Source organism: Halotia branconii CENA392, assembly GCF_029953635.1.
Classification (GTDB): domain Bacteria; phylum Cyanobacteriota; class Cyanobacteriia; order Cyanobacteriales; family Nostocaceae; genus Halotia; species Halotia branconii.
The window spans coordinates 3,575,298-3,597,763 of record NZ_CP124543.1 but is presented as its reverse complement, the minus strand read 5'-3'; the positions used below and the strand labels follow the sequence as shown (position 1 = coordinate 3,597,763).

The window sequence follows — 22,466 nt, the reverse complement described above, 5'->3', positions numbered from 1 at the left end:
AGAGATAGGAGCGTAAGCAATACTACTCGGTTAAGGATCATTGTAGGTTGGGTTAAACGAAGTGAAACCCAAAAAAACCCCAGACATGTTGGGTTTCGTTCCTCAACCCAACCTACAAATATTAAGCTATGCCGTAAGTCGGGCAGGTATCTATGAGGATGAGGATATTTAGTGGCATATCTCATTGATACAAATATCATACTGAGAATGGCACAGCCAAATCCCAATGTGTGCTGAGGCTTTGAATGCTTAGTTTTATAGAACTCACATTTAATTACTAACAACTCTCATTAAATATTGTGTCAATGTAAACGCATCTACACCTAATTCTGTACGCTCTTGGGCTGCTAAAATAGCTGCTTGCGAATGCCACCAAGCCGCAGTCGCCACAATATCCTCAACGGCAATTTGTTTAGTAGCCGCTTGTGCCAATAATCCACCCAGTAGGCCAGTTAAGACATCACCACTACCGCCACGGGCTAAAGCCGGGGTACTTTCAGGATTAATCCAAATTAAGCCTTCAGGGTTACTAATCGCCGTTCTTGCGCCTTTTAATAGGACTACCGACCCAGTTTGGTCTGCTGCTGACCGTACAGCTTTGACTCTATCTTGTTTGGGTTCTGCAATATTAGGAAACAACCTTTGAAATTCGCCAGTATGGGGTGTGAGTACCGTTGCTGCTTGACGCTTTTGTAAGGTGGGGATTGTTCCCAATTGTGCCAAAATATTTAAACCATCAGCATCAAGAACTAAAGAGCGATCGCTATTGATTACTTGTTCGACAATAGAAGTAGCATCTAATGTTAAACCAGGGCCACAAGCGATCGCACTAAAAGAACTTAGATCAGTCTTTTCTGGTAATTGTAAATGTGCAATGGCTTTGGTTTCCGTCTCTGGACAACCAACAATCAGCGCTTCTGGCAAATGAGACACCAAAAGTTGTTTCAAAGATTCTGGTACAGCGATAGAGAGCATCCCTACACCACTAGCACGCGCCCCCAAAGCAGTTAAAATTGCCCCACCAGCATAGCGACGTGAACCACAAATTAACAGTAAATGACCTTCTTTATATTTGTAAGTAACTGACGGACGGGGTAAAGGAAGAGTAGAAAGTGCCGTTGCTTTTGTAATTTGTTTAATCTGCGGTGTATTTCCCAAAACAGCTTGCACATCAGCTAAAGGAATATCAAAATCGATTAATTCAGCTTTGCCGATATATTCTAAAGCCTGATCTTGTAAAAAACCCAGCTTCCACAAACCCAAGCAAAATGTGTGAGTAGCACGAATAGCAGTTCCCAAAACTTCGCCTGTATCGGTGTGCAAACCCGAAGGTAAATCAATACTAATAATCGGTTTATGCCAATTATTGATCTGATTAATTGTAGAAGCTATAGGATCAGCGATCGCTCTTTCTAAACCAAATCCAAATAATCCATCAATGAAAAAATCACAGTCTGATAATTGTGTACATTCTTGAAAACATGGAATACCCAAACTTTGGGCGTATTGCAAATGCTGCGATGTTAATTCCTTCAGCTTAGAAAAAGCCGAATAGATGCTAACTTCATACCCGCGAAAATGTAACTCACGGGCTACCACCAAAGCATCACCACCATTATGACCAGGGCCTACTAAAATCCCGACACGAGACTTAATAACGGGGTGTGAAGGAATTATCTCTTGGATGCGACAAGCAATTAATCCTGCCACCTTTTCCATCAAAGCCGCCACAGGCATTTTTGCTGCAAATATCCGCCCTTCAATATCCCGCATTTGTTCAGCGGTGACTACGATTTGTGAAATGTATTCTTGCCTATCATGCATCAGTTCTAAGCCCTGAATTATTCAATGTCACAACTTACGCAAAACTATGGAAAAACTAACCACATAGACGCGTCAGCGGCTTCCCGCAGGGTAGGACACAAAGTACACTAAGTTAAGAGGGTTTGGGAGAGTTCTTGCGTAAGTCCTAAATGTTTTCCCATGCCCAATGCCCCATGCCCCCTTCACTTACCGTAGTAAACCCTAGCATCACCGAAACCTAAATTTCGTAGATAGTTGTTCCATTGCGTGGCATCTTTTCGCCCAGGAAAAGGCCCTACAGCTACATGTAGCCCCAACGGCTTTTGTCTTGCAAGCACAGCACCAGGTTGTGCTACACTCCGTCCAACCTGTTCTGCAAGTGCATTCAAATTTTCTGAACTGGTAGGAATAACGACATAATATCGAGAACTACTACCCCTAGGATTGACTATATTACTGCCACTTGGGGAAGCAAGTACTTCCTGACCGTTATTGAAATTGACAATCTGTGCGCCATATATGCCGTATGATTGCAGTTGTCTAACCCGTTCTTGGGCATTTGATGGTCTGCTAAAAACTCCTGACTGAATAACAGAACGTCCTCTGTATTGCCGGATATAAGCACCAGGTTCTATTTGCTTGATTTGTTGTAGCGTTTGGTAATTATTACTCTCAACATATACTAAGTAACGCTCCCAGTTTTGGTTATATTGAGGTTGAGAGGGCTGATATTCATACTGATACTGATATTCTTGTACTGGTTGAGCAGGCTGTAAATTTTGCTCGTAAGGATAATAAGGCTGTCCTGGTTGGGAGGGTTGCAGCTGCGGTAATGGTTGCTGCCCATAATAAGTTCCTGGGACGTTTGGTGGCGGCGGTAAAGTTCCTTGAGTTAGCAAAATGCCTTGATCATTGTTGATTTGCGCTTGTGCTGGATAACTGTGGAAAATCAGCGCCAACCAACTTCCTACAAGTAAGGGCAGAATCTGAAATGTGATAAATTTACTCGATATTTGACTGGACATAGTAATAATATTTCTAGTTCGGAAACTTAATGAATGCACCGTTATAGCAACTATATAGTGTTAGCTTAGAATTAGCTTGCCCATGTTGCAATCAATATAACTGAAAAAAATTCACTAATGCATTAGCAAGGTAACGTATACGCAACTTTGAGCGATCGCAAAGCTGATTTGACTAAATAACACCGATTTTATTTTGGTTAGCCCACCATCTATTGACAACTAACAACTGACAACTGACCCGCGTAGCGTAAATAAAATTTAGAGATATGAAAAAAATCGTCGTTGGTCTTTCCGGTGGCGTTGACAGTTCCACCGCTGCTGCTATCCTACACAATCAGGGCTATGAAGTAATTGGTTTGACTCTTTGGCTAATGAAAGGCAAAGGTCAATGTTGCTCTGAAGGAATGATCGACGCGGCTTATATTTGTGAACAATTAGGCGTTCCCCATCAAATTGTCGATATGCGGGATGTCTTTCAAACCCATATTGTCGATTACCTCGTGACTGGTTATAGTGCTGGGATCACGCCTCTACCTTGCTCTCAGTGCAATAAAACTGTCAAGTTTGGGCCAATGGTGCAGTATGCCTGCGAACAATTGGGATGCGATCGCATTGCCACTGGTCATTATGCTCAAATTAACTATGACGAAGTTACTGAACGCTATCAGCTATTAAGGGCTGTTGACCGAAATAAAGACCAGTCTTATTTTCTTTACGATTTGTCTCAAGAATTACTGGCAGCAACCGTATTTCCTCTAGGTGAATTACAAAAAACCGACACCCGCCGCGTCGCCGCTGAATATGGACTTAAAACTGCCGATAAGCCAGAAAGTCAAGATTTGTGCTTAGTGGAAAGCAACGGTTCCATGCGAGCATTTCTAGATAAATATCTTGCTCCCAAGCAAGGTGACATTGTCGATACCACAGGCAAAATTTTGGGGCAACATGATGGTGTGCATCACTACACCATTGGACAACGTAAAGGCTTGGGTATAGCAGCACCCGAACCGCTGTATGTAATTGAATTAGATGCAGTGAATAATAAAGTGATTGTAGGCGATCGCACTAAAGTAACTCAGCCGGAATGCACAGTAAATCGGGTAAATTGGGTTTCTATTGTGGAACCTTCTACCCCCATTCGTGCGGAAGTACAAATCCGTTATCGTTCTCACCCCGAACCCGTAACAGTAATCCCCTTAGAAAACTCCCGCGTCCGTTTGGTATTTGATGAACCTCAATTTAGCATTACCCCCGGACAAGCCGCCGTGTGGTACGACGGCGATAAAGTGTTGGGTGGAGGAATTATTGAATCTTGAAGAAGTTTTTGGGCATGGGGCATGGGGCAGAGGGCAAGAAGAAAAAACACGACTGACAACTGACAACTGACCACTAACCGCTGACCACTGATACAAAATCCCGCCCCTCGTGGGGGTGGGATGAGCTTAAACGTAAGTCCTGATTTATAAAGAAAATATTAAGTATATTTGCTTATGTGTCTCTAGATAGACGTGATTAACTTTAAGTTTTGTGAGACTTAATATTATAAATACATTTTTTATGCATGTAACTCAAAACATTTTCATCTTTGTCTATTTATGCAACGTAAGTTTTCAACAACAGCGGCAGAAAAAGAGAGGATATTTCATACACAATTAGTTAAGTACGGTGTGGAATACGAAAAAGCAGCGAAAGCAGCTAAGATTTTAGCATCTGGGAAACCGGATGAACTGCTGACGAAAGAAGAAATAGAACTTGTCACAGAAGTTTGTAGATATTGGTCAATACAAAATAAGCGCTACAAACGTTTAAATTCTCTCGTTAAGTAGCTATTATACAAAACTCCATCCTCTTGTGGGTGAAGTTTTTGGGCATAGACATAGGGGATCTCTTCTCTACCAGAGGCTGCGCTCAGGCTAAAATCAGGGCAAGTAAGAATGAGGCATGGAGAAGAAGTTATCAGGCGTAGGTTTGGTTTCCTTACGTCAACCAAACCTACAATTTTTTTGCATCATTACTAAATCCGTAGGGCGGTTCGTGATTAAAAATTTGTATCTTCATAAAAAAACAACTATTTAATCAGCTTTATTGAAAATACATCTAAATATTGATTAAGTAGAAAGCAATATTGGGAAACATAACATATAACCTGATTTAGATTCACAATCTATTAGAGTTGAGTGCCATAGTTTGTGAATTAAAAACATCTTTTTATCAGGGTATTTCACAACCAATTTGCTAAATCTTGCTCAGAATCTATGAAGTTAAATCACAGACTTTTCCTGTACTCGTCCTTAGCTCATTTGAGAGTACTCAAGAAAAGTTATACCGCCAAAATTATGTTGGTGGCATTTTTAGGAACGCATGTACCACTTTTGACTTTACTTTTTAGTTTCGTCATCTCCAATTCTTATTCTTTGGAGATGGCAGCACAAGTTTTGATTATTGCTTTGTTTGCTACGTTAGCGGGTACGGCAGCTACTCTTTATGCACTCCGCCATCTTCTCGCCCCAGTTATTTTGACATCTGCTGCTCTACAAAATTATCTAAACACCAAAACATTACCTGAACTACCTATACAGTTTGCCGATGAAGCAGGGACATTGATGGCAGATACTTCACAAACTTTGCACAAACTGGATGAGCTAATTCACTACATCACTAACTATGATGATTTGACTGGTTTACCCAATCGAGATTTGTTTGGCGATCGCCTTAATAATACCTTATCTCAACCTCCAAACCATCAAGGGCTTGTAGCAGTTTTTTTATTGGGTATCGATGATTTCACGGCTATGAGTCATACGTTGGAACATGAACAAACTAATTTATTGTTAAGAGCAGTTGGCCAACGTTTGACAACCTGCATAGCTCAAACAGATATTTTGGCTCATTTGGGTAAAGATGAATTTGCGATCGCTCAAATCGAGATTCATTCTTTTGAAAGTATAATCAAGTTATCTCAACTGCTACTAACTACCCTGGCAAAACCCTTTTTGATAGCAGGCAACTCGATTCATATTACAGTTAGTATCGGTATTACAATCAATGGCTGCGAAGCTCCAAATTGTGTGGATCAACTATTACAACAAGCTCACATAGCATTGTATCAAGCCAAACGGCAGGGACGTAACCAATTCCAGTTTTATTCACCAGAAATTAATGCTCAATTACGGCAGCGACTAACTTTAGAAAATGAATTACATGGGGCACTTGAACGTAACGAAATGCTGGTTTATTATCAACCCCTAATTGATTTACACAGCAAACAAATAATGGCGATGGAAGCGTTAGTTCGTTGGCAACATCCAACTTTAGGCTTAGTTTCTCCTACAAAGTTTATTCCCATTGCCGAAGCTAATAATTTAATTGTACCCATAGGTGAATGGGTTTTGCGAACTGCTTGCGCCCAAAACCGTGCTTGGCAACTGGCAGGATTTTCCCCAATTCGCATTTCGGTAAACTTATCAGCTCGACAGTTTGAACTACCCAATTTAGTAGAGATAATCAGCCAAATTCTGCAAGAAACAGAACTAGAAGCATCGAATCTGGAATTAGAAGTAACTGAAAGCTTTTTAATGGCTGACATTGAGCGCTCTATGAAAACTCTAAAACAATTGCGAGAACTAGGTATATCCCTGGCTTTGGATGACTTCGGTACTGGCTATTCTTCTTTGAACTACTTGAAACGTTTTCCTGTCAACATGTTAAAAATTGATCGATCATTTGTGCAAGACGTAATGACTAATCCTGATAGCGCCGCTGTCACCGATGCGATTATTGCCTTAGCCAAGAGTTTGCGATTAAACATCACAGCCGAAGGCGTAGAAACTCAAGAACAACTGGAATATTTGCAAATGCGCGGCTGTGACGAAGGTCAGGGATTTTACTTTAGTCGCCCTGTCCCTGCTGATATAATTACTCAAATGTTGCGTCAGCCAGTAGTGGTCTGTCAACCCAAAAATAACAGGTGGAGGCAGGCAGGGGAAGCAGGGGAAGCAGGGGAAGTAGGGGGAGAAAAGAAGTGGACTTTTTCACATTAACCCAGCAAAATTATCTTGACAGAGTAGTAGAAGCGATCGCTGCATAGAACAAATCATTGCATATTTATCAAAACAATAAGGTTGAAAACCTCGCCCCCGTAAAGCCTGCGGCATAGCTAAGCTTTACGCATTGCTAGACTCACTGCAACAAACTAGCTCCTCAACTTTGGTCACTGAGTTTCGACACTTCGACAGGCTCAGTGCGGCGCTGCGCGGCAATTGAGTTTCGACTACGCTCAACTGCCGCGAAGTCGAGATTCAACTACCGCGTAGTTGAAGTGCTGCCCCTTTGAGGTTGACTCTACAGAGTATGAGTCTATCCTGTTAAGTGTGGCTAACTAATGGGGAAAATTCGTGGAATTTTTATCCGATTCTGTGGTGCTATCACGGATGCAATTTGCTTTGACTGCGATATTTCACATGCTTTGGCCTGTCCTGACTACAGGGATGGGGATTTATTTAGTAATCGTCGAGGGAGTATGGCTGAAAACTCGTAATCCAGATTATTATCTTCATGCCCGCTTTTGGTCTAAGTTCTACGTTCTGAACTTTGGGATTGGTGTAGCAACAGGTATCCCAATGGAATTTCAATTTGGGACTAATTGGGCCCCTTTTTCTGAGGCAGCAGGGAACTTTTTTGGTAGTGTGATTGGCTTTGAAGCTTCTTGGGCATTCATGCTAGAAGCTGCATTTTTAGGAATTATGTTATTTGGCTGGGAACGTGTCAACCCTGCCATTCACTATCTTGCGACCATTTTGGTGGCTGTAGGAGCTAACTTATCAACCCTGTGGATTTTAACAGCAAATTCCTGGATGCAAACTCCCGCAGGTGGAGAAATGGTTAATGGTAAATTTATTGTCCACGATTACTTTCAGGCAATTTTAAATCCCTTCATGGTCAACAGTGTGCTGCACATGTTCTTTGCCACATTGGAGACTTCTTTGTTTGTGATTGGTGGAATTAGTGCTTGGTATGTGCTAAAAGACCGCCATCAGGCGTTTTTTGCTAAGTCTTTGAAGATTGCTTTGGCAGCTGCGATCGCAGTTGCTCCGTTACAAATATACATCGGGCATTTAAGCGGCGAACAAGTTTTTCATTATCAACCAACAAAACTCGCTGCAATGGAGGCTCAGTGGGAATCTTCACCTGCTGGCAAACCTGCGGATTGGAGTCTTTTAGCTATACCCAACGAAAAAGCTCAGAAAAACGATTGGGAAATCACCGTACCTAATGCATTAGGGTACATTCTGGAATTTAAAAAGAATCTTTCGGAACCACTACGCGGCTTGAAAGAATGGCAACCAGAGGATCGTCCGCACATGGTTGGTTTGATTTACTACGCTTTCCGTACCATGATTGCTATCGGCTTTTTCTTTGCTGGCTTAATGCTATTGAGTACATTGCAATGGTTGCGGGGTAAGCTCTCAGCCGAAAATATTGCTCAGCAAAAGTGGTTAATGCGCGGCTGGATTTTAGCGGCTCCTTTGGGATACATCGCTGTAGAGTCTGGTTGGATTGTCCGCTGTGTAGGCAGACAGCCTTGGACTCTCTACGGACAAATTCGTACAGTTGACGCTGCATCTCATATCCCTGCTAGCAATGTCTTAGTCTCGCTGACTGGCTTTGCCACAGTCTACAGCATTTTATTTGTTGCGGTTTTGTACTTTGGTAGTCGCATTATCCGTAGAGGCCCCAATTTAAACCTACCAATACCAGGAATGGAAGTAGACAAACCAGCCGTGGAAACTACCCCTGGAGAGTTTGTTCCCGATGAACGTCCTGTAGAAGCACAAGAGTAGGAGATTGTATGGAGACGCTCAGCTATTTTCTCCCCCAAGTATGGTTTGTAGTTTTAGCTCTGTTCTTATTCCTGTACGTAATGTTAGACGGGTTTGACTTGGGGGTAGGGATATTGTCTCTTACCTCCTCTGATGATGAACGCCGGGGCATCTTAATGACCAGCTTAAGCAACATCTGGGATGCTAATGAAACTTGGCTGGTACTGATGGGAGGAGGTTTATTTGGTGCATTTCCCTTAGCTTACGGCACGATTTTGACTGCTTTATACATCCCGATTTTAACGATGGTGTTTGGGTTTATTTTTCGGGCTGTAGCATTTGAATTTCGGGAGCTATCTACCCGCAAATTCTTTTGGAATTTCGCTTTTGGTGCTGGCAGTTTTTTAGCTGCACTCGGTCAAGGATTTGCCCTTGGTGCTGTACTCAAAGGTATTGCGGTTGATGAAACGGGACACTTTATTGGTACAACTTGGGATTGGCTGAGTATTCCCTCGACGTTGGTGGCTTTGACGTTAATTCAAGCTTATGTGCTAATTGGTTCTACCTATCTGGTGTGGAAAACCACCGGGGAATTGCAGGTAACTCATTACAAAACTGCTAAACTTGCCGCTTGGACAACTTTGATTGGTGCTGTTTTTATCACGATTACAACACCAATTATTTATGAAAGTGCGCGATCGCGTTTGTTTCAACAGCCTTTAGTTTACATCTTTGCTGTCATTCCTATCTTGGGAGTATGGTTAATTTGGCAACTTTTGCAAAGTCTCAATCGCCAAGAAGAAAGAGCGCCTTTCGTCTGGACAATTTTGCTGTTTGTGTTGACGTTTTTGGGCTTAGGATTGGTTGTCTTTCCCTACATTATTCCCACTAAGATCACTATCTATGAAGCTGCTGCTGATCCTAGTTCTCTAGTAATCATGATTATCTTTATTGGCTTTCTTATCCCAATAATGCTGTTTTACAACCTCTACCAATACATTGTTTTTCGAGGTAAGGTAACAGGTGGTCAATATGGAGAATAGATATCATCTATAAGTTGACAATTGACTTGACCTAAACATACTTAAGTGTCTTAGTGATTCCGGTTTTTTTGTCACTAAGACACTAAGTAAGTATAGCAATCCTATCCCAGTTGTGAAAAATATTCTTTTTAACGAACCGCATACCGCTAATACTATTTCACGAAATTATTGATACAAATTACTTTTCTTACTCCCCCTGCCCTCTGCTTCCCCTGCCTCCCCTGCTTCCTCTGCCTCCCCTGCTCCCTGCCCCCTGCCTCCCCTGCTTGCCCAAATGTATCAACTTTAAAGTGAAACGGTATAAGGCGGAAGCCGCACGTTAGGGCGCAAAGGACACGAAGAAAGAGAAAAAGAGTTTTACGAATGATTAAGGACTGCTATTACTAGTCCTATAGTTTTTTCCAACTGTAGCATTGGTTCTCAGTAACTATGCATATATAAGAACTATATTACAAAACGTAAACATACATAAAATCTTTACCAATCTCAAATGATAAATATTATCATTAAGGAGGGAGAATAAATTTCTATCAATTCAAGGGATTGAACAAGGACACCTTTTTCTTTGAAGTTTGTTCAGCTATATTGTAGAGATTTTATTAATGGCAAAGATGTTTAGGAAAAATGATGTTATAAAGTGGCTACTTGGCATTAACTAGTAAATGTAGATTAGTTTTTTTCGTTCTTTTTAAGTCAAGGAGAATGTAACACAAAACACAGTTTTAGTTTATTGTACCCTTTGTTCTGAATATATATCTAATGAGTACGATCAATGAATACTTTTTTTTGTTCTGATTATGCCCGAAAGGTAGGAGAAGATGTTATTGGTAGTGCAATTAATTATCAAACTTATATTTTAATTGAATGTCCTCCACCGTGGATGTCAGAAGCTTTTAATTCTAAATGGATACCAAAAAACTTGCAGATTTTGGTAGAAGAGGTAAATCGTGCTAAATTGCCAATTAGATTTCTGTTAATTGCTAATGATTTATCACATAAGTCAGATCATACAACTTTGTTGATTTATCAAAGGCAAACAGGTTTAAGCCACGGATATCGTCAGCAAGAGTTTCAAGTACCAAATATTGAACAAGTAGCCGAAGTAATTAAAAAATATTTACGGGGAAAAACACCTAAATATGAAATAGCAACAAGTAAAACTAGAGACATTTTAGTGTGTACCCACGGTAGCTATGATCAGTGCTGTGCTAGATATGGTAATCCTTTTTATTTTTATGCTAAAGCTGCTATCTCTGATTTGCACTTGGATAATATTCGGGTTTGGCAATCCAGTCATTTTGGTGGACATCGATTTGCACCAACAGCTATAGATTTACCAGAAGGAAGATATTATGGTCTGCTTGAACAAGAGTCATTCCGGTCAATTTTGACGCGTACTGGTGATATTCAATGTTTCAATAAAATCTATCGAGGCTGGGGAATTTTACCTCCAGCGATTCAGATTTTAGAAAGAGAACTCATTTTGAAAAACGGATGGAATTGGTTCAATTATCAAGTGGCAGGTAAAATTATTGAGCAAAGTTTAGATAACAACACTATTTTAGGTGAACTAACTTTTGAAGACAAAGCTGGCTCTCTTTACACTTACCAAGCTAAACTTGTCAAAGATGAAACAAAGACTCTACAAGTAAAAAGTTCTTGCAAGGCAACAAAAAAATCTGTATTTGTCAAATATGCTGTAGATAGTTTCTGGCTTGTCTCTCATAAAATCGTAACTTATAGTATATGATTTAGTGAAAGAAAAGGGTTATCATCTACCAAATTCGTAATTAAACAACTCAGATTTTATGTGGGTTTCTAGGTTTATATTGATATTCCTAGCAAATGATTTACATTGAAAGCGAACTTTTCAGGTTTTTAGTGAAAAACTTTCTTTATTTTAGAGTAAAAAAACAGAAAGCATCAAATTATTAAATTCACTAAGTTCCTAACATTTGCAAGTTGTGTAAAGTGGCATACATTCCTCCTTGTTGCAATAATTCGTCATGGCTTCCCTGTTCGATTAATTCACCTCGCTTCAACACAAAAATCCGGTCTACATTGCGAATTGTAGACAAACGGTGAGCGATAATAATCGCAGTACGTTTAACTAAAAGTTGGTTTAAGGCTTCTTGAATTAAGGCTTCTGTGCCTACATCTAAACTAGCGGTTGCTTCATCTAATATCAATATTTGCGGATTGCGAATGGCTGCACGGGCAAAGGCTAACAGTTGTTTTTCGCCACTAGAAATATTTGTACCTCTTTCTCTTAATTGAGTATCATATCCTAGGGGTAGTTGTTCAATGAATTGAGCAACATTTGTTTTTTGGGCAGCTTCTTCAATTTCTTCCAATGTGTAGCGATCGCCTAAAGTAATATTACTCTTAACATCCCCAGCAAATAAAAAGCCTTCTTGTAAAATCACCGCTAAATAGCGTCGCAGTTCTGCTTGGGGTAGTTCTCTAATATCTACGCCATCAACTAAAATCCGCCCTTGAGTGGGTTCATAAAGGCGACACAAAAGACGAATGATTGAACTTTTACCTGCACCAGTAGGGCCTACTAATGCCACTTTTTCACCAGGATGAATCACAAAGTCTAAATCTTTAATGACATAATCGTCATCTTTGTAGGCAAACCAGACATGTTCAAAGCGGATTTCGCCTAATTCCGGCGTAGTTTGAAAATTTTCGGATTCTAAATCAGCAGCAATTTCGTCAATGTAGCCGAATTTAGCATCAAACATCGAAAAACGTGTATTGACAGTAGGGCGATCGCGGATTTCTATTGGTTCATCTAAAATATCGCTAACACGTTCTATAGCAGTAAACCCAGCTTGAATGACAGTAAATTTTTCAGCAAAATCTTTGAGAGGATCAAATAATCTTTGAGCATATAAAACAAATGCTGATAAAGTCCCAAAGGTGAGATTATTTCCCAACAGTAACCAACCACCCAACCAAAGCACACCTGCAATAGCTACTAAGCCAATCCATTCAAGGGTTGCAGAAACAGCTGAATCATAAAAAATGGTTTGATCTACTTGCTGGGTGTAGCGTTCGTTGCTGTCGCGAAACATTTGGGCATTAAATTTTTCTCGCCGGAACAACTGCACTACATTCATGCCAACCACATTTTCTTGTAGCTGGGAGTTTAAAATCGAAAGTTCTTCTCGTGCTTTGTAGTTGGCTTGGCGATACTGCTGCTGAAAGTAAATAATCATTGAGGTGATGGGTAAAAGTATCACTAATAGCAAGCAAGCAAGTTGCCATTGGATAGAAACCATCACGCCAATGATAACTAACATAGAAAATATATTGGATACAATCCCAATCGCCCCAGTAGAAAAGACATCTCCCAATACTTCCACATCACTAGTCAGTCGAGTAATTAACTTACCTACGGGTGTGCGATCAAAAAAACGCACTGCTAGAGATGTTACGTGATGAAATAAGTCCCGACGAATTGCAGCTGTAATTTGTTGCCCTAGCTTCTGTAGTAGATAACCCTGAAGACCTGTTACTATCAGTCGTGTAGTAATTGCAACGACTAGCAACCCTAAAAGAATGTTTAACCCTTGCCCCAAGGGGCGATTCCTTAGAAACTCGTAGGCACTTGGTTCATTGCGAATTAAAGAAATAATCTGTCCAATTAGCAGCGGCTGTACAGCATTAGCTACGGCTACCAGCACCAGTAAAACCATTACTAATACTAGTATTCCTTGGCTATGACGGATATAAGGTACTAAACGCAGAAATAACCGCCAGTCATTGTTACGATCGCGGCTTTTTCTATAAGATTTTTTCAAGGATTGGTAAATGCTCATAGTAAGAGCATTATATTAATTTTGTAATCAGAAAAACACGTCTTTTATAGCATTTGTAGCATTTCTATTGTTGATCAAAAGAATAAGGTTGAAAACCTCTCCCCCGTAAAGCCTGCGGCATAGCTACGTTTAGCGCGTAGCGTCTTTCCTTGTCTTTTTGTCTTCCCTGCCCCTCTGCAATACTAAACACCTATATAAGAATATTCATTACAAGCGACGAGAAACTCCATCCCCGGACTTCGTCTTGCTTCGCTAACGTGGGTATTTAAATCAGTCATCAATTATCAGTGATAACTGATCACTTCTTCCCCATGCCCTATGCCCGATTCCCCATGCCCAAAAATTCTATCCCCTCGTGGGTGGAGTTTTTTATTCATCAAATCGGACATGAAGTTAGCCTATTTAGCAACACAAGCATCTGATACCGAATGAATCTGAAAAATTTATCGAAGTCTGTTTTTTCTACATATAAAAAATAAAAAATACATATTTTAACAAAATTCTATCCTAGGTAGGATTGCAAAAATACTACAAATTTAATGTAAAATTAAAAACGATTTTCTAAATTGCTCTCTCATTTAGCAAATGTGATGTCACAGCCGTAATCTGAGACTTGATAATTTAGTTTAGGATTAGCCAAATGGTTAGCATCAATCAAAATAATTACTAGGAGGCTCAGAACTAAAGATATTAGTAAAATTACAACCAAATAATTGTATTGGACATCAACTTAGCTAAAAAATTGTCAAGTTTTAATTAAAGATGCAGAAAATTTTTGAGCGTGATTTTCTAAATTATTTATTCTGCTCATCTATCTAAGGATAGAAATTTTTTTTGACAATTTTGGTCTTTAGCTAGTTGTGTAATTAGGATGAAAATTGGAAAATATCATCAATATATGCTTAATTTTCTCTCTTGAATATTAGCAGATGTCATAATCACCAGACACAATCATATTTGCCTAATTCAATAATCTTATTGATGTCCAGGTAAAGCAAATTTTTTTTGTTTGCACTACTTAGCATGACTGAACGCAGTTTCCTCCCAGAGGAAATCACTTTAGTTAAAAATTACTCTAATTTTTTTGTGAGGAGATTTACATGGGTAGTTTATTTCAATTGTCGTCAGCAAGAACAACTTTGCTAGCTCTAGGACTGACAGCAGCTACAGTTAGTCCTTTAGCGATCGCTAATTTAGCATCAGCCCAAACTCCTGTACCAACTGAAACACCGACTGAAACACCGACTGAAACACCATCTACAACACCATCGCCAACTGCTGCTCCTAATTTTTATGATGTTAGTGCAGATTATTGGGCATATCCGTTTATTCAGGCTTTAGCCCAAAGAAACATCATTGCTGGCTTTCCTGATAATTCCTTTAAGCCTAATCAATCTGTGAGTCGTGCTGAATTTGCAGCGATGATTCAAAAAGCTTTTAACCAACCTGCGGTGCGTCAATTAAGTTCAGGTGGTTTTAGTGATGTTCCTAGTAATTACTGGGCAACCTCTGCCATCCAAAAAGCTTACGAAACTGGATTTATGGCAGGTTATCCTGGAAACGTGTTTTTGCCAAATCAGCAAATTCCTAAAGTTCAGGCGATCGTCGCTCTCAGAAGTGGTTTAAATTTAACTAGCAGCGGCACTCCAGTTGATGTTAACACTTACTACACAGATGCCTCTGCCATCCCCAACTATGCTGTTAATGATGTAGCAACAGCGACACAATCTAATATAGTTGTCAATTATCCCGACGTTAAACAACTCAACCCCCAAACTCCTCTAACTCGTGCCGAAGCGGCAGCAATTTTGTATCAAGCTTTGGTTAAACAAGGACAGGTACAGCCCATTGCCAGTAATCTTGCGGCTGCTAATTATATAGTTGCAGGTGGCAGCACTCAAAATACTAATGATATTGTTTCCCTAGCTGCATCTAGTAGTTCCTTTACAACCTTGACTTCTTTATTAAAGACAGCAGGTTTAACAGATATTCTGCAACAGCCAGGACCTTACACAGTGTTTGCTCCCACTGATGAAGCATTTGCAGCTTTACCACCTAGCACGCTACAGCAGTTACAGCAGCCAGAGAATAGAGAGTTATTAATTAAGATCTTGAGATATCACGTTATTCCTGGTGAACTGACTTCTACTCAACTTTCAGGTGGAGAAGTAAAAACCTTCGAGGATTCATCTGTCAATATTAAAGTTGATAGTGCTACTAATCAAATTTCGGTCAATGATGCTAGAGTTCTGCAACCGGGTGTTTCAGCTGCTAATGGTGTGATCTATCCAATTAACCAAGTTCTTGTACCACCTAATCTAAACGCTGGCCAGTCACAAGATGGAACTACTCAAGGACAAAATCCCAATGATGTGACTCCAGGTAGATCTACTCGTGGTGGTTCTAGTTATATCGGTGTAGCTGGTAATATTGGCTTAAGCGGCGATTCAGCTCTGGGCGAAACTAACATTGCAGTGATTAGCAAAGTTGGTTTGACACGTACAATATCAGTACGGCCATCAGCAGTGTTTGGCGATGAGACAATAGTTTTAGTTCCCGTTACTTTCGATTTTGCCCCACGTTCAGTAGATGCTTTGGGCGAACAAACATTTTCTATATCTCCTTATGTAGGTGCTGGTGTAGCTATTGACACTAACGATGACGCTGATTTAGGCTTCTTATTAACTGGCGGTGTAGATTTTCCTTTAAGTTCTCGCTTTACAATCAACGGTGCTGTGAATGCAGCCTTTATGGATGAAACTGATGTCGGTCTTTCACTAGGGATTGGCTACAACTTTTAGAAGAGCAATCTCAGGCAGAGATTTTAAAAATTACAAAGGCTAATGTGTTCTCCCCCGACTAGCTATGTCGGGGGTTTTTAGATCAGAAAGCTAAAAATATAAGAGCTGCGAGATCCCCGACTTCTTCAAGAAGTCGGGGATCTAATCACCATCAATACATTAGAATCGGCTTTCATATTCAAAAAGTAATTGATTTTCATCTCCCAAATTAGTTAAGCCTCGGAGTAAAATTTGGTCGTTGAGTCGATAAAGCAGATTGTAACGGAGAGACCCATCATTAGACAAAGGCCGCGATAAAGAAGCAGAGAAATTTCTATTGATATTAAACACACCCTCTGCCGATAAATCAAGAATCGAGGCTGTAGATGATTCACTAGTGACAGGAGTAGGAAATATCCGAAATTCACTAAAACCAATCGCTTGTCCTACAGCAGTGATGGTTCCTTGTAAACCACCTAAAATAGTAGAGCCAGCAAAATTAGTCAGCCCTTGTGTAGCGTCTGTTTGACCAAAACCACCGAGAATAGAGCCACCCAAGAGAGCTACAATTTCTGATTCACTACGGCGAGGTTCACTCGTCAATTCCAAATTTTCATTTAATTCACTAGCTGGCCCGTTGACGCTGGCTTGAACTCGAACAGTACGTAAAGTCCCAAAACTGGTGGCCTGAACGTCACTGACTTCCGAAGAAAAAGGTGATTCCAAAATTCGATTACCTACTGCCGATGCTTCAGGTACAATTGCCACCAGTCGAACATCTAAGATAGGGTCAAGTCTTTCACTAGGAGTAAATGTGGCAGTTTGTTCATAGCCTCTTGCCAAGGTAAACTCAGTTGAAAATAAGCTGATTCGTCCTCCTGTTAAATTAATGACTCCTTGAGGGCGAGGATTGGCTAAAGTTCCGTTAAGAGTTAAGTCGCCTTTTGTTTGAAAGCTGACTATAGGCTGGCTAAACAAGGCTCCTCCTGGTACGGAGTCTAGTAGAGATGTAGTGGTAACATTCACATCGTCGCCTAAGATGATCCGTAAATCGTTAAAGCTAATAGGTAACTTGGATGAAGTGGTGGGACTAGTGTTAGCGACTGCTTTAGTTCCTGCACCGTTATTACCTTCTGTTGTCGCAGCTAGATTTGAACCAGATGACGTGGTAGCACTAGTACTAGCTATTGCTTTAGTTCCTGCACTATTATTACCTTCTGTTGTCGCGCCTGGATTTGAGCCAGCAGTAGCCGAACTTCCAATAATGACACGACCATCACTCAGCGTAATTTCTCCGCCAATTTGCGGTTTGAGTGCTGTTCCTTGAATAACAACATCACCGCTAACATCGCCTTCATACAATTCTGGCAGTTTAAAATCTAATTTGTCTGCAATTGATACTCTGAAAGGATTTGATATGCCTGGTTGAGGAGAAAAAACCGGCAGGATTCCTGATGCGCTGATTTGCCCTTGATTATAATTAGCTTGAAGACCTGGAACATTGAGCGTATTGCCATTAAATTGCAGTGTCCCTGTGATATTCGTTAGAGGTTCAGATAAGGCTTGAGCGCGAACAGTGGCATTATTAAGTGTGGCATTACCGTTAACAATTGGCTGATTTAAAGTACCTTGGACGTTGACATCCACTTGCCCTTGACCATCGACCCAAGCAACTTGATTGTTAGTAAACAAGTTTAATAATGCCAAACCTTCATTATTGACACTGGCGTTGATACTAATTTGATTGCTGTCTGGTTGGGCTGTGACAAAAGGCAACGGAGCAGGTACGCTACCTGTAACTGCCACTGGCTGGTTTCCTGTCACCAACAAAGTACTGTCAAAATTCAACCGCGCATTATCGTAGTCAAAGTTTACCTGGGCTGTTTGTACTGGTTGTTGGTTTAAAGTTGCATCTGCTAACGCTACTTCTCCCTTAACATTGGGATCTTCTAAACTACCTCCTAAGGTGGCGTTAGCATTCACCTCACCAGTGACATCTATCGGGTATTTTTCGATAAAAGGCTGGACAAGTGACAAGGGTAAACTGGCTACGCTTAAATTTCCAGACAATTGCTCAGTTCCTAACTGTCCGGAAAAAGCCACTAATCCTTGATCTATACCAACACGCAATGGTGATAGGGTGACGATACCATCTGCAAAAGTGCCATTAGCAACAACTTCGTTAATAGAATAGTTACCCCATTGCCAATTATCACCTTGCAAATTAAAACCGACATTTAACCCAGACTTCAATGAGCCTCTAGCTTGAATTGCTCCACTTAATGCACCTATTAGTTCTGTCAGGGGGGGTAAAGCCGCTGTTGTTTGTGCTTCTTCTGCTTGCTGTTGTCTAGCTGTTAATGTTTCTATTTGGGAAAAATATTTTAATTGTGAGATTAAGTCTGCGTTAGGCAAATTAATCGGCACAGTGTCGAGGACATTTGCCCCAGCCAAATCTGGAGATTCTAATCCTCCACCAAGGTCTTGAAAATCGAAGATATTAAAGGATTGTAAGAGTTTTTGGATTCTCAGTTGCGCGAAATCAGCTTGCACTTGAAATTGCGGGTCGTTTCCGGTTTGGACATTGCCACTCAAGGCAATATTGCTATCTCCTATTTGCAGTTGACCATTCGCCAAGCTAGCAGCACCATCGGCATAATTGATGTTACCTCGAAACGCATCTGCTGTAACTCTGCCAACACGAGGTTGAGCGATCGCCACATCTCCAGCTAGGGCATAATTATTTAAATTAACAGCTAAATTGCCGGATAGTTTTCCCCCCAGTGGTTGCAATTGATTGTTAGGTAAGAAGCCGCTAGCCAAAGCAATGGGAAAGTTTTGAGCATTGACAATTAAGTTATCTCCCTCGGTTCTACCCGTGGCGACTGCTCCATCGGCGCGAAATAAAAATGAAGTCGGGCGATAATTGGCATTCAAGTTAAGAGCAATTTGATCTTCTGTCCCTGCCAGTTGCAGTCTTCCTCCTTGTCCTCCTTGGAAGTTAACGTTTCCAGCTAAAACTGGGTCAAATTTCAAGTCACTAACCTGGAAATTCCGCAGCCGGATATTACCACTGGCGTTAGGAACCGCGGGAGTGCCTGTGATTTGTCCATTAAAATCGAGTAGCCCTGCTAGAGCAATATCTCCAGGAACATTAAAGCCAGTATTTTGCAGGTTGAAATTCTGGGCTACCACATCTAAATTCAAGCCAGCAATTTCGGGTGTACCAGTTTCGGGGAATTGAACTGCGATCGCTCCACTTGCATTCAGTCCTGGGGTAGATGCGTTTTGGACTATAATCTGTTTACCGTTCCATTGCACTTGGGCTGTCAGTGGTTGTGCTAGCGGTGCTACCCCTTGGGGAACTCGAATTTTGGCATTGGCTCGAATATCTGGTAGCGCAAAGGATGCCGTTGTGCCTGCTAACTGAACATTACTATTGAGTCTTCCTTGCAACTGTGGTGAAAAACGGTTGAGTTGAATTTGGTCAAGATTGGCTAACACTCGCCAGCGACCATCATTAAGGTTAATCTGGCTGACGTTAACTTCACCTCCAGCGACACTCAAGTTAGCTTGTCCTCTAGCTTGAATGTTTGAGGGTTGCAAAGCAGTGGTGCTGCCTGACAAATTCAAGGCTGCATTATTTAAAATCCCTTGGAACTGTGGCGGTATCTGAGCCAAACGGCTTAACTGCAATTTTTGAGCATTGACAAAAGCTTGCCAGCGTTGTTGTACTACTTGAGCTTTAGCTGTGATTGTCCCACCTGCCACATTTAAAACAGCATTGGGTACAACAATTCTCTTGCCTTGTTGAGTAATTACAGCTTGTCCGCGAATGGGATAAGTCGCCCCTGGTGCTTGTACCTGCGCTACTGTCCGCAAATTGTTTAAAGTGCCGGAAACTTGAGCATTAGCCGCAACAGTACCAATAGTAATGTTAGGTGAAGAATTATATGCTCTAGCGATCGCATCCCCTGGTAAATTTTGAGCTTGGATATTCAAATTTACCCGACCTTGGGGTGCAAGTTGAATTTGACCATTGGCTGTAATTTGTCCTCCAACTTCGGGAGTTGCCTGCACTCTAGCAACATTCACATTTAATGGTGTACCCAGATCACCAGAAATTGTCGCTTTTGCAGATATTCCCCCAATATTAACCGGAGTCGAAACATTGTAACCTTGAGCGATCGCATTTCCTGGTAAATTTTGGGCTTGAATACCTAAAGCTACCCGTCCTTGGGGTGCGAGTTGAATTTGACCGCTGGCTGTGATTTGCCCCCCTGTAGGCGGTGTTACTTGTACAGTGGAAATGTTAAGTGCCAATGGTTGTTGATTTAGGGAACCAGAAACTTGGGCTTTGGCTGAGACATTGCCAACTGCGATCGGTAAATTTACACCGTAGTTTCGTGCTAGTATATCCCCGGAAATGCCGTCAACTTGAGCATTAAATAATACTTTACTTTGATCTCCCAGTGTAGCTTGACCACCGCCTGTAATTTGACCGCCTGCGGCTGGGACTAATTTCAAATTGGAAACTACAACTTTTGATGCAGTTTTATCTACATTCAAGCGGAAGTCAGTATTAACTGTTTGAAATAACAGGCGGTCAACTTGAATTGGTTTTGTGTTGTTTACTGTACCACTGACGATTGGCTGTTGAATCGCCCCTTGCACCCGCACATCTGCTCTAACTTCCCCAGTCGCTGGGACTGAAGATTTTACTTTTAATGTATCTAAGATATTTTTTGCACTAACTGGTTTAATCTGAGCAGAAACATTAAAACCTGTTTGGTTACTAATTGTGCCATTAGCTGCGATCGGAACTTTGCCAAAATTTGTATTGAGGTTTTCTAAAGCAACTGTCTGACCCTGAAATGCAAATCTGCCATTAAAATTAGAAATTTGCTGAGGAATGTTTTGAATTTTGGCAGTGACTTGATTAGCTGTAGCTGTTCCTGTAACTTCTGTTTTGGACAAATTTGCTGGAATTTCAGCAGCTAAATCAGCATTTAAGCGCCCTGCTTGCAAAGCAACTGGCAAATCAATTAATCGACTAATATTAGATGCTGGGAAATTTTGTACTGAAACCTGGAGATTAGTTTGTTGGGCTTTGGGTTGTGTTTGACCAACAATTTTAACTGTGCCTCCCCTGGTGGGTTGGGCATTAATATCGTAACTAATTTTTTGATTATCAGGTGAAAATCGGGCAATACCACCGAATTGATCTAATACTACTGAACCTTTTGGTTTTGTTGGTGCGGCAAATGGCATTAATTCTACATCGCCATTTTGAATCCGCAGTGTTTGCAATTGGGTTTGAATAAAACCTTTGCCTTCTCCAGATTTTACCTGAGCTGTCACCCAACGACCGTCTTTATCCTGTTGAATATAGACATCAGGCTGAACTAATGTGACATCTAATACCAGCTTTCTATTGAAGAGGACTTGCAAAGGAGAGAATTTTACATCTAATGCTTTTGCTGTTACTTGGTCTGCATCTGTAGGAGTTGCTGGTATTGCTAGAGAGCTAAACCTGAGACCAGAGAGGGAAAAACTTTCTACTTGCCCAACTTTGACTGGACGGCTTAGTAAATCCTCAAGGTTTTTCTCTACTAATGGTGCTAAATCTTTATATACGTAATTTCTAGCCCACCAAGCACCAATTGCAATTCCAATGAGTAAAACCACACCTAAAGCCAGACTGGTACGTCCTAAGAGAAGAAGCAACAGACGACGATTGGATGATTCCTGATCGTTTTCGGGATTTGGAGAGTTTGTCATTGTCGATATCAGTGCTGCGATCGAGTAACAGATTATTGAATACCCGAAAACAACATAGTTGTTTACAGTAAATTCTAAAAACTTTTTTAAGATATATGATTGTAAGGTCATTCTTTCAAAGGATAGCCATTTTGTCTACTAGTGCATCCAAAAGTTAGGATGTATTAAAAGATTCCTTTAAGCTCTTGAAGCATGGAGCAAAGGAAGTTATTGTCTAGTATTCTTCTTTCCTTGCTCAAGAACAGCTTGCCTCAACAGTTCAGTTTGTTAAGGCAATATGGTTCAGTTAGCGTTAAAAAACTGATGAAGGTATTGAATTGACAAAACACATTATTAAAAACCAGCCCTTCAATCAATCTAGGGCTGGTAATTCTTGAAATACAAACAA

The 22,466-nt window shown here is 40.8% G+C and carries 11 protein-coding genes; 7 read left to right on the top strand and 4 right to left on the bottom strand.

The features are described 5' to 3' along the window. Positions 1-270: 270 nt before the first annotated feature. The gene (locus QI031_RS15730; RefSeq protein WP_281480602.1) at positions 271-1,824 is read right to left on the bottom strand and encodes an NAD(P)H-hydrate dehydratase; all 1,554 of its coding nucleotides are present in this window, start codon (positions 1,822-1,824) and stop codon (positions 271-273) included. Positions 1,825-2,006: 182 nt separating this feature from the next. Beyond that, positions 2,007-2,828, bottom strand: coding sequence for a hypothetical protein (locus QI031_RS15725; RefSeq protein ID WP_281480601.1), 822 nt, complete (start codon positions 2,826-2,828; stop codon positions 2,007-2,009). Positions 2,829-3,094: 266 nt separating this feature from the next. Here QI031_RS15725 and mnmA point away from each other — a divergent pair, with 266 nt between their 5' ends. The 6 genes from mnmA to QI031_RS15695 all read left to right on the top strand — a co-directional run bounded on the left by mnmA (position 3,095) and on the right by QI031_RS15695 (position 11,440). Beyond that, on the top strand, positions 3,095-4,144 hold the full coding sequence (gene mnmA, locus QI031_RS15720; RefSeq protein ID WP_281480600.1) for a tRNA 2-thiouridine(34) synthase MnmA: 1,050 nt from the start codon (positions 3,095-3,097) through the stop codon (positions 4,142-4,144). A gap of 279 nt (positions 4,145-4,423) precedes the next feature. After that, the gene (locus QI031_RS15715) at positions 4,424-4,654 is read left to right on the top strand and encodes a hypothetical protein (RefSeq protein ID WP_281480599.1); all 231 of its coding nucleotides are present in this window, start codon (positions 4,424-4,426) and stop codon (positions 4,652-4,654) included. Between the two features lie 429 nt (positions 4,655-5,083). Further along, a complete protein-coding gene (locus QI031_RS15710) occupies positions 5,084-6,868 on the top strand; it encodes a putative bifunctional diguanylate cyclase/phosphodiesterase (protein WP_281480598.1) in 1,785 nt (594 codons plus the stop codon). A 354-nt stretch (positions 6,869-7,222) separates the two neighbouring features. Continuing rightward, complete coding sequence (locus QI031_RS15705; protein ID WP_281480597.1) at positions 7,223-8,668, top strand: cytochrome ubiquinol oxidase subunit I; 1,446 nt, start codon at positions 7,223-7,225, stop codon at positions 8,666-8,668. 8 nt (positions 8,669-8,676) lie between these two features. Beyond that, the gene (locus QI031_RS15700; protein ID WP_281480596.1) at positions 8,677-9,690 is read left to right on the top strand and encodes a cytochrome d ubiquinol oxidase subunit II; all 1,014 of its coding nucleotides are present in this window, start codon (positions 8,677-8,679) and stop codon (positions 9,688-9,690) included. Between the two features lie 772 nt (positions 9,691-10,462). Continuing rightward, on the top strand, positions 10,463-11,440 hold the full coding sequence (locus tag QI031_RS15695; RefSeq protein ID WP_281480595.1) for a ferredoxin family protein: 978 nt from the start codon (positions 10,463-10,465) through the stop codon (positions 11,438-11,440). 190 nt (positions 11,441-11,630) lie between these two features. Here QI031_RS15695 and QI031_RS15690 read toward each other — a convergent pair whose 3' ends face one another. Continuing rightward, positions 11,631-13,517, bottom strand: coding sequence for an ABC transporter ATP-binding protein (locus QI031_RS15690; RefSeq protein WP_281480594.1), 1,887 nt, complete (start codon positions 13,515-13,517; stop codon positions 11,631-11,633). Between the two features lie 1,100 nt (positions 13,518-14,617). On the opposite strand from QI031_RS15690, the gene QI031_RS15685 reads away from it, so the two are divergent. Continuing rightward, positions 14,618-16,318, top strand: a complete 1,701-nt coding sequence (locus QI031_RS15685) for a fasciclin domain-containing protein (protein WP_281480593.1) — start codon at positions 14,618-14,620, stop codon at positions 16,316-16,318. 159 nt (positions 16,319-16,477) lie between these two features. On the opposite strand, the gene QI031_RS15680 is transcribed toward QI031_RS15685, so the two are convergent. After that, positions 16,478-22,078, bottom strand: coding sequence for a translocation/assembly module TamB domain-containing protein (locus tag QI031_RS15680; protein WP_281480592.1), 5,601 nt, complete (start codon positions 22,076-22,078; stop codon positions 16,478-16,480). Positions 22,079-22,466 lie beyond the last annotated feature (388 nt).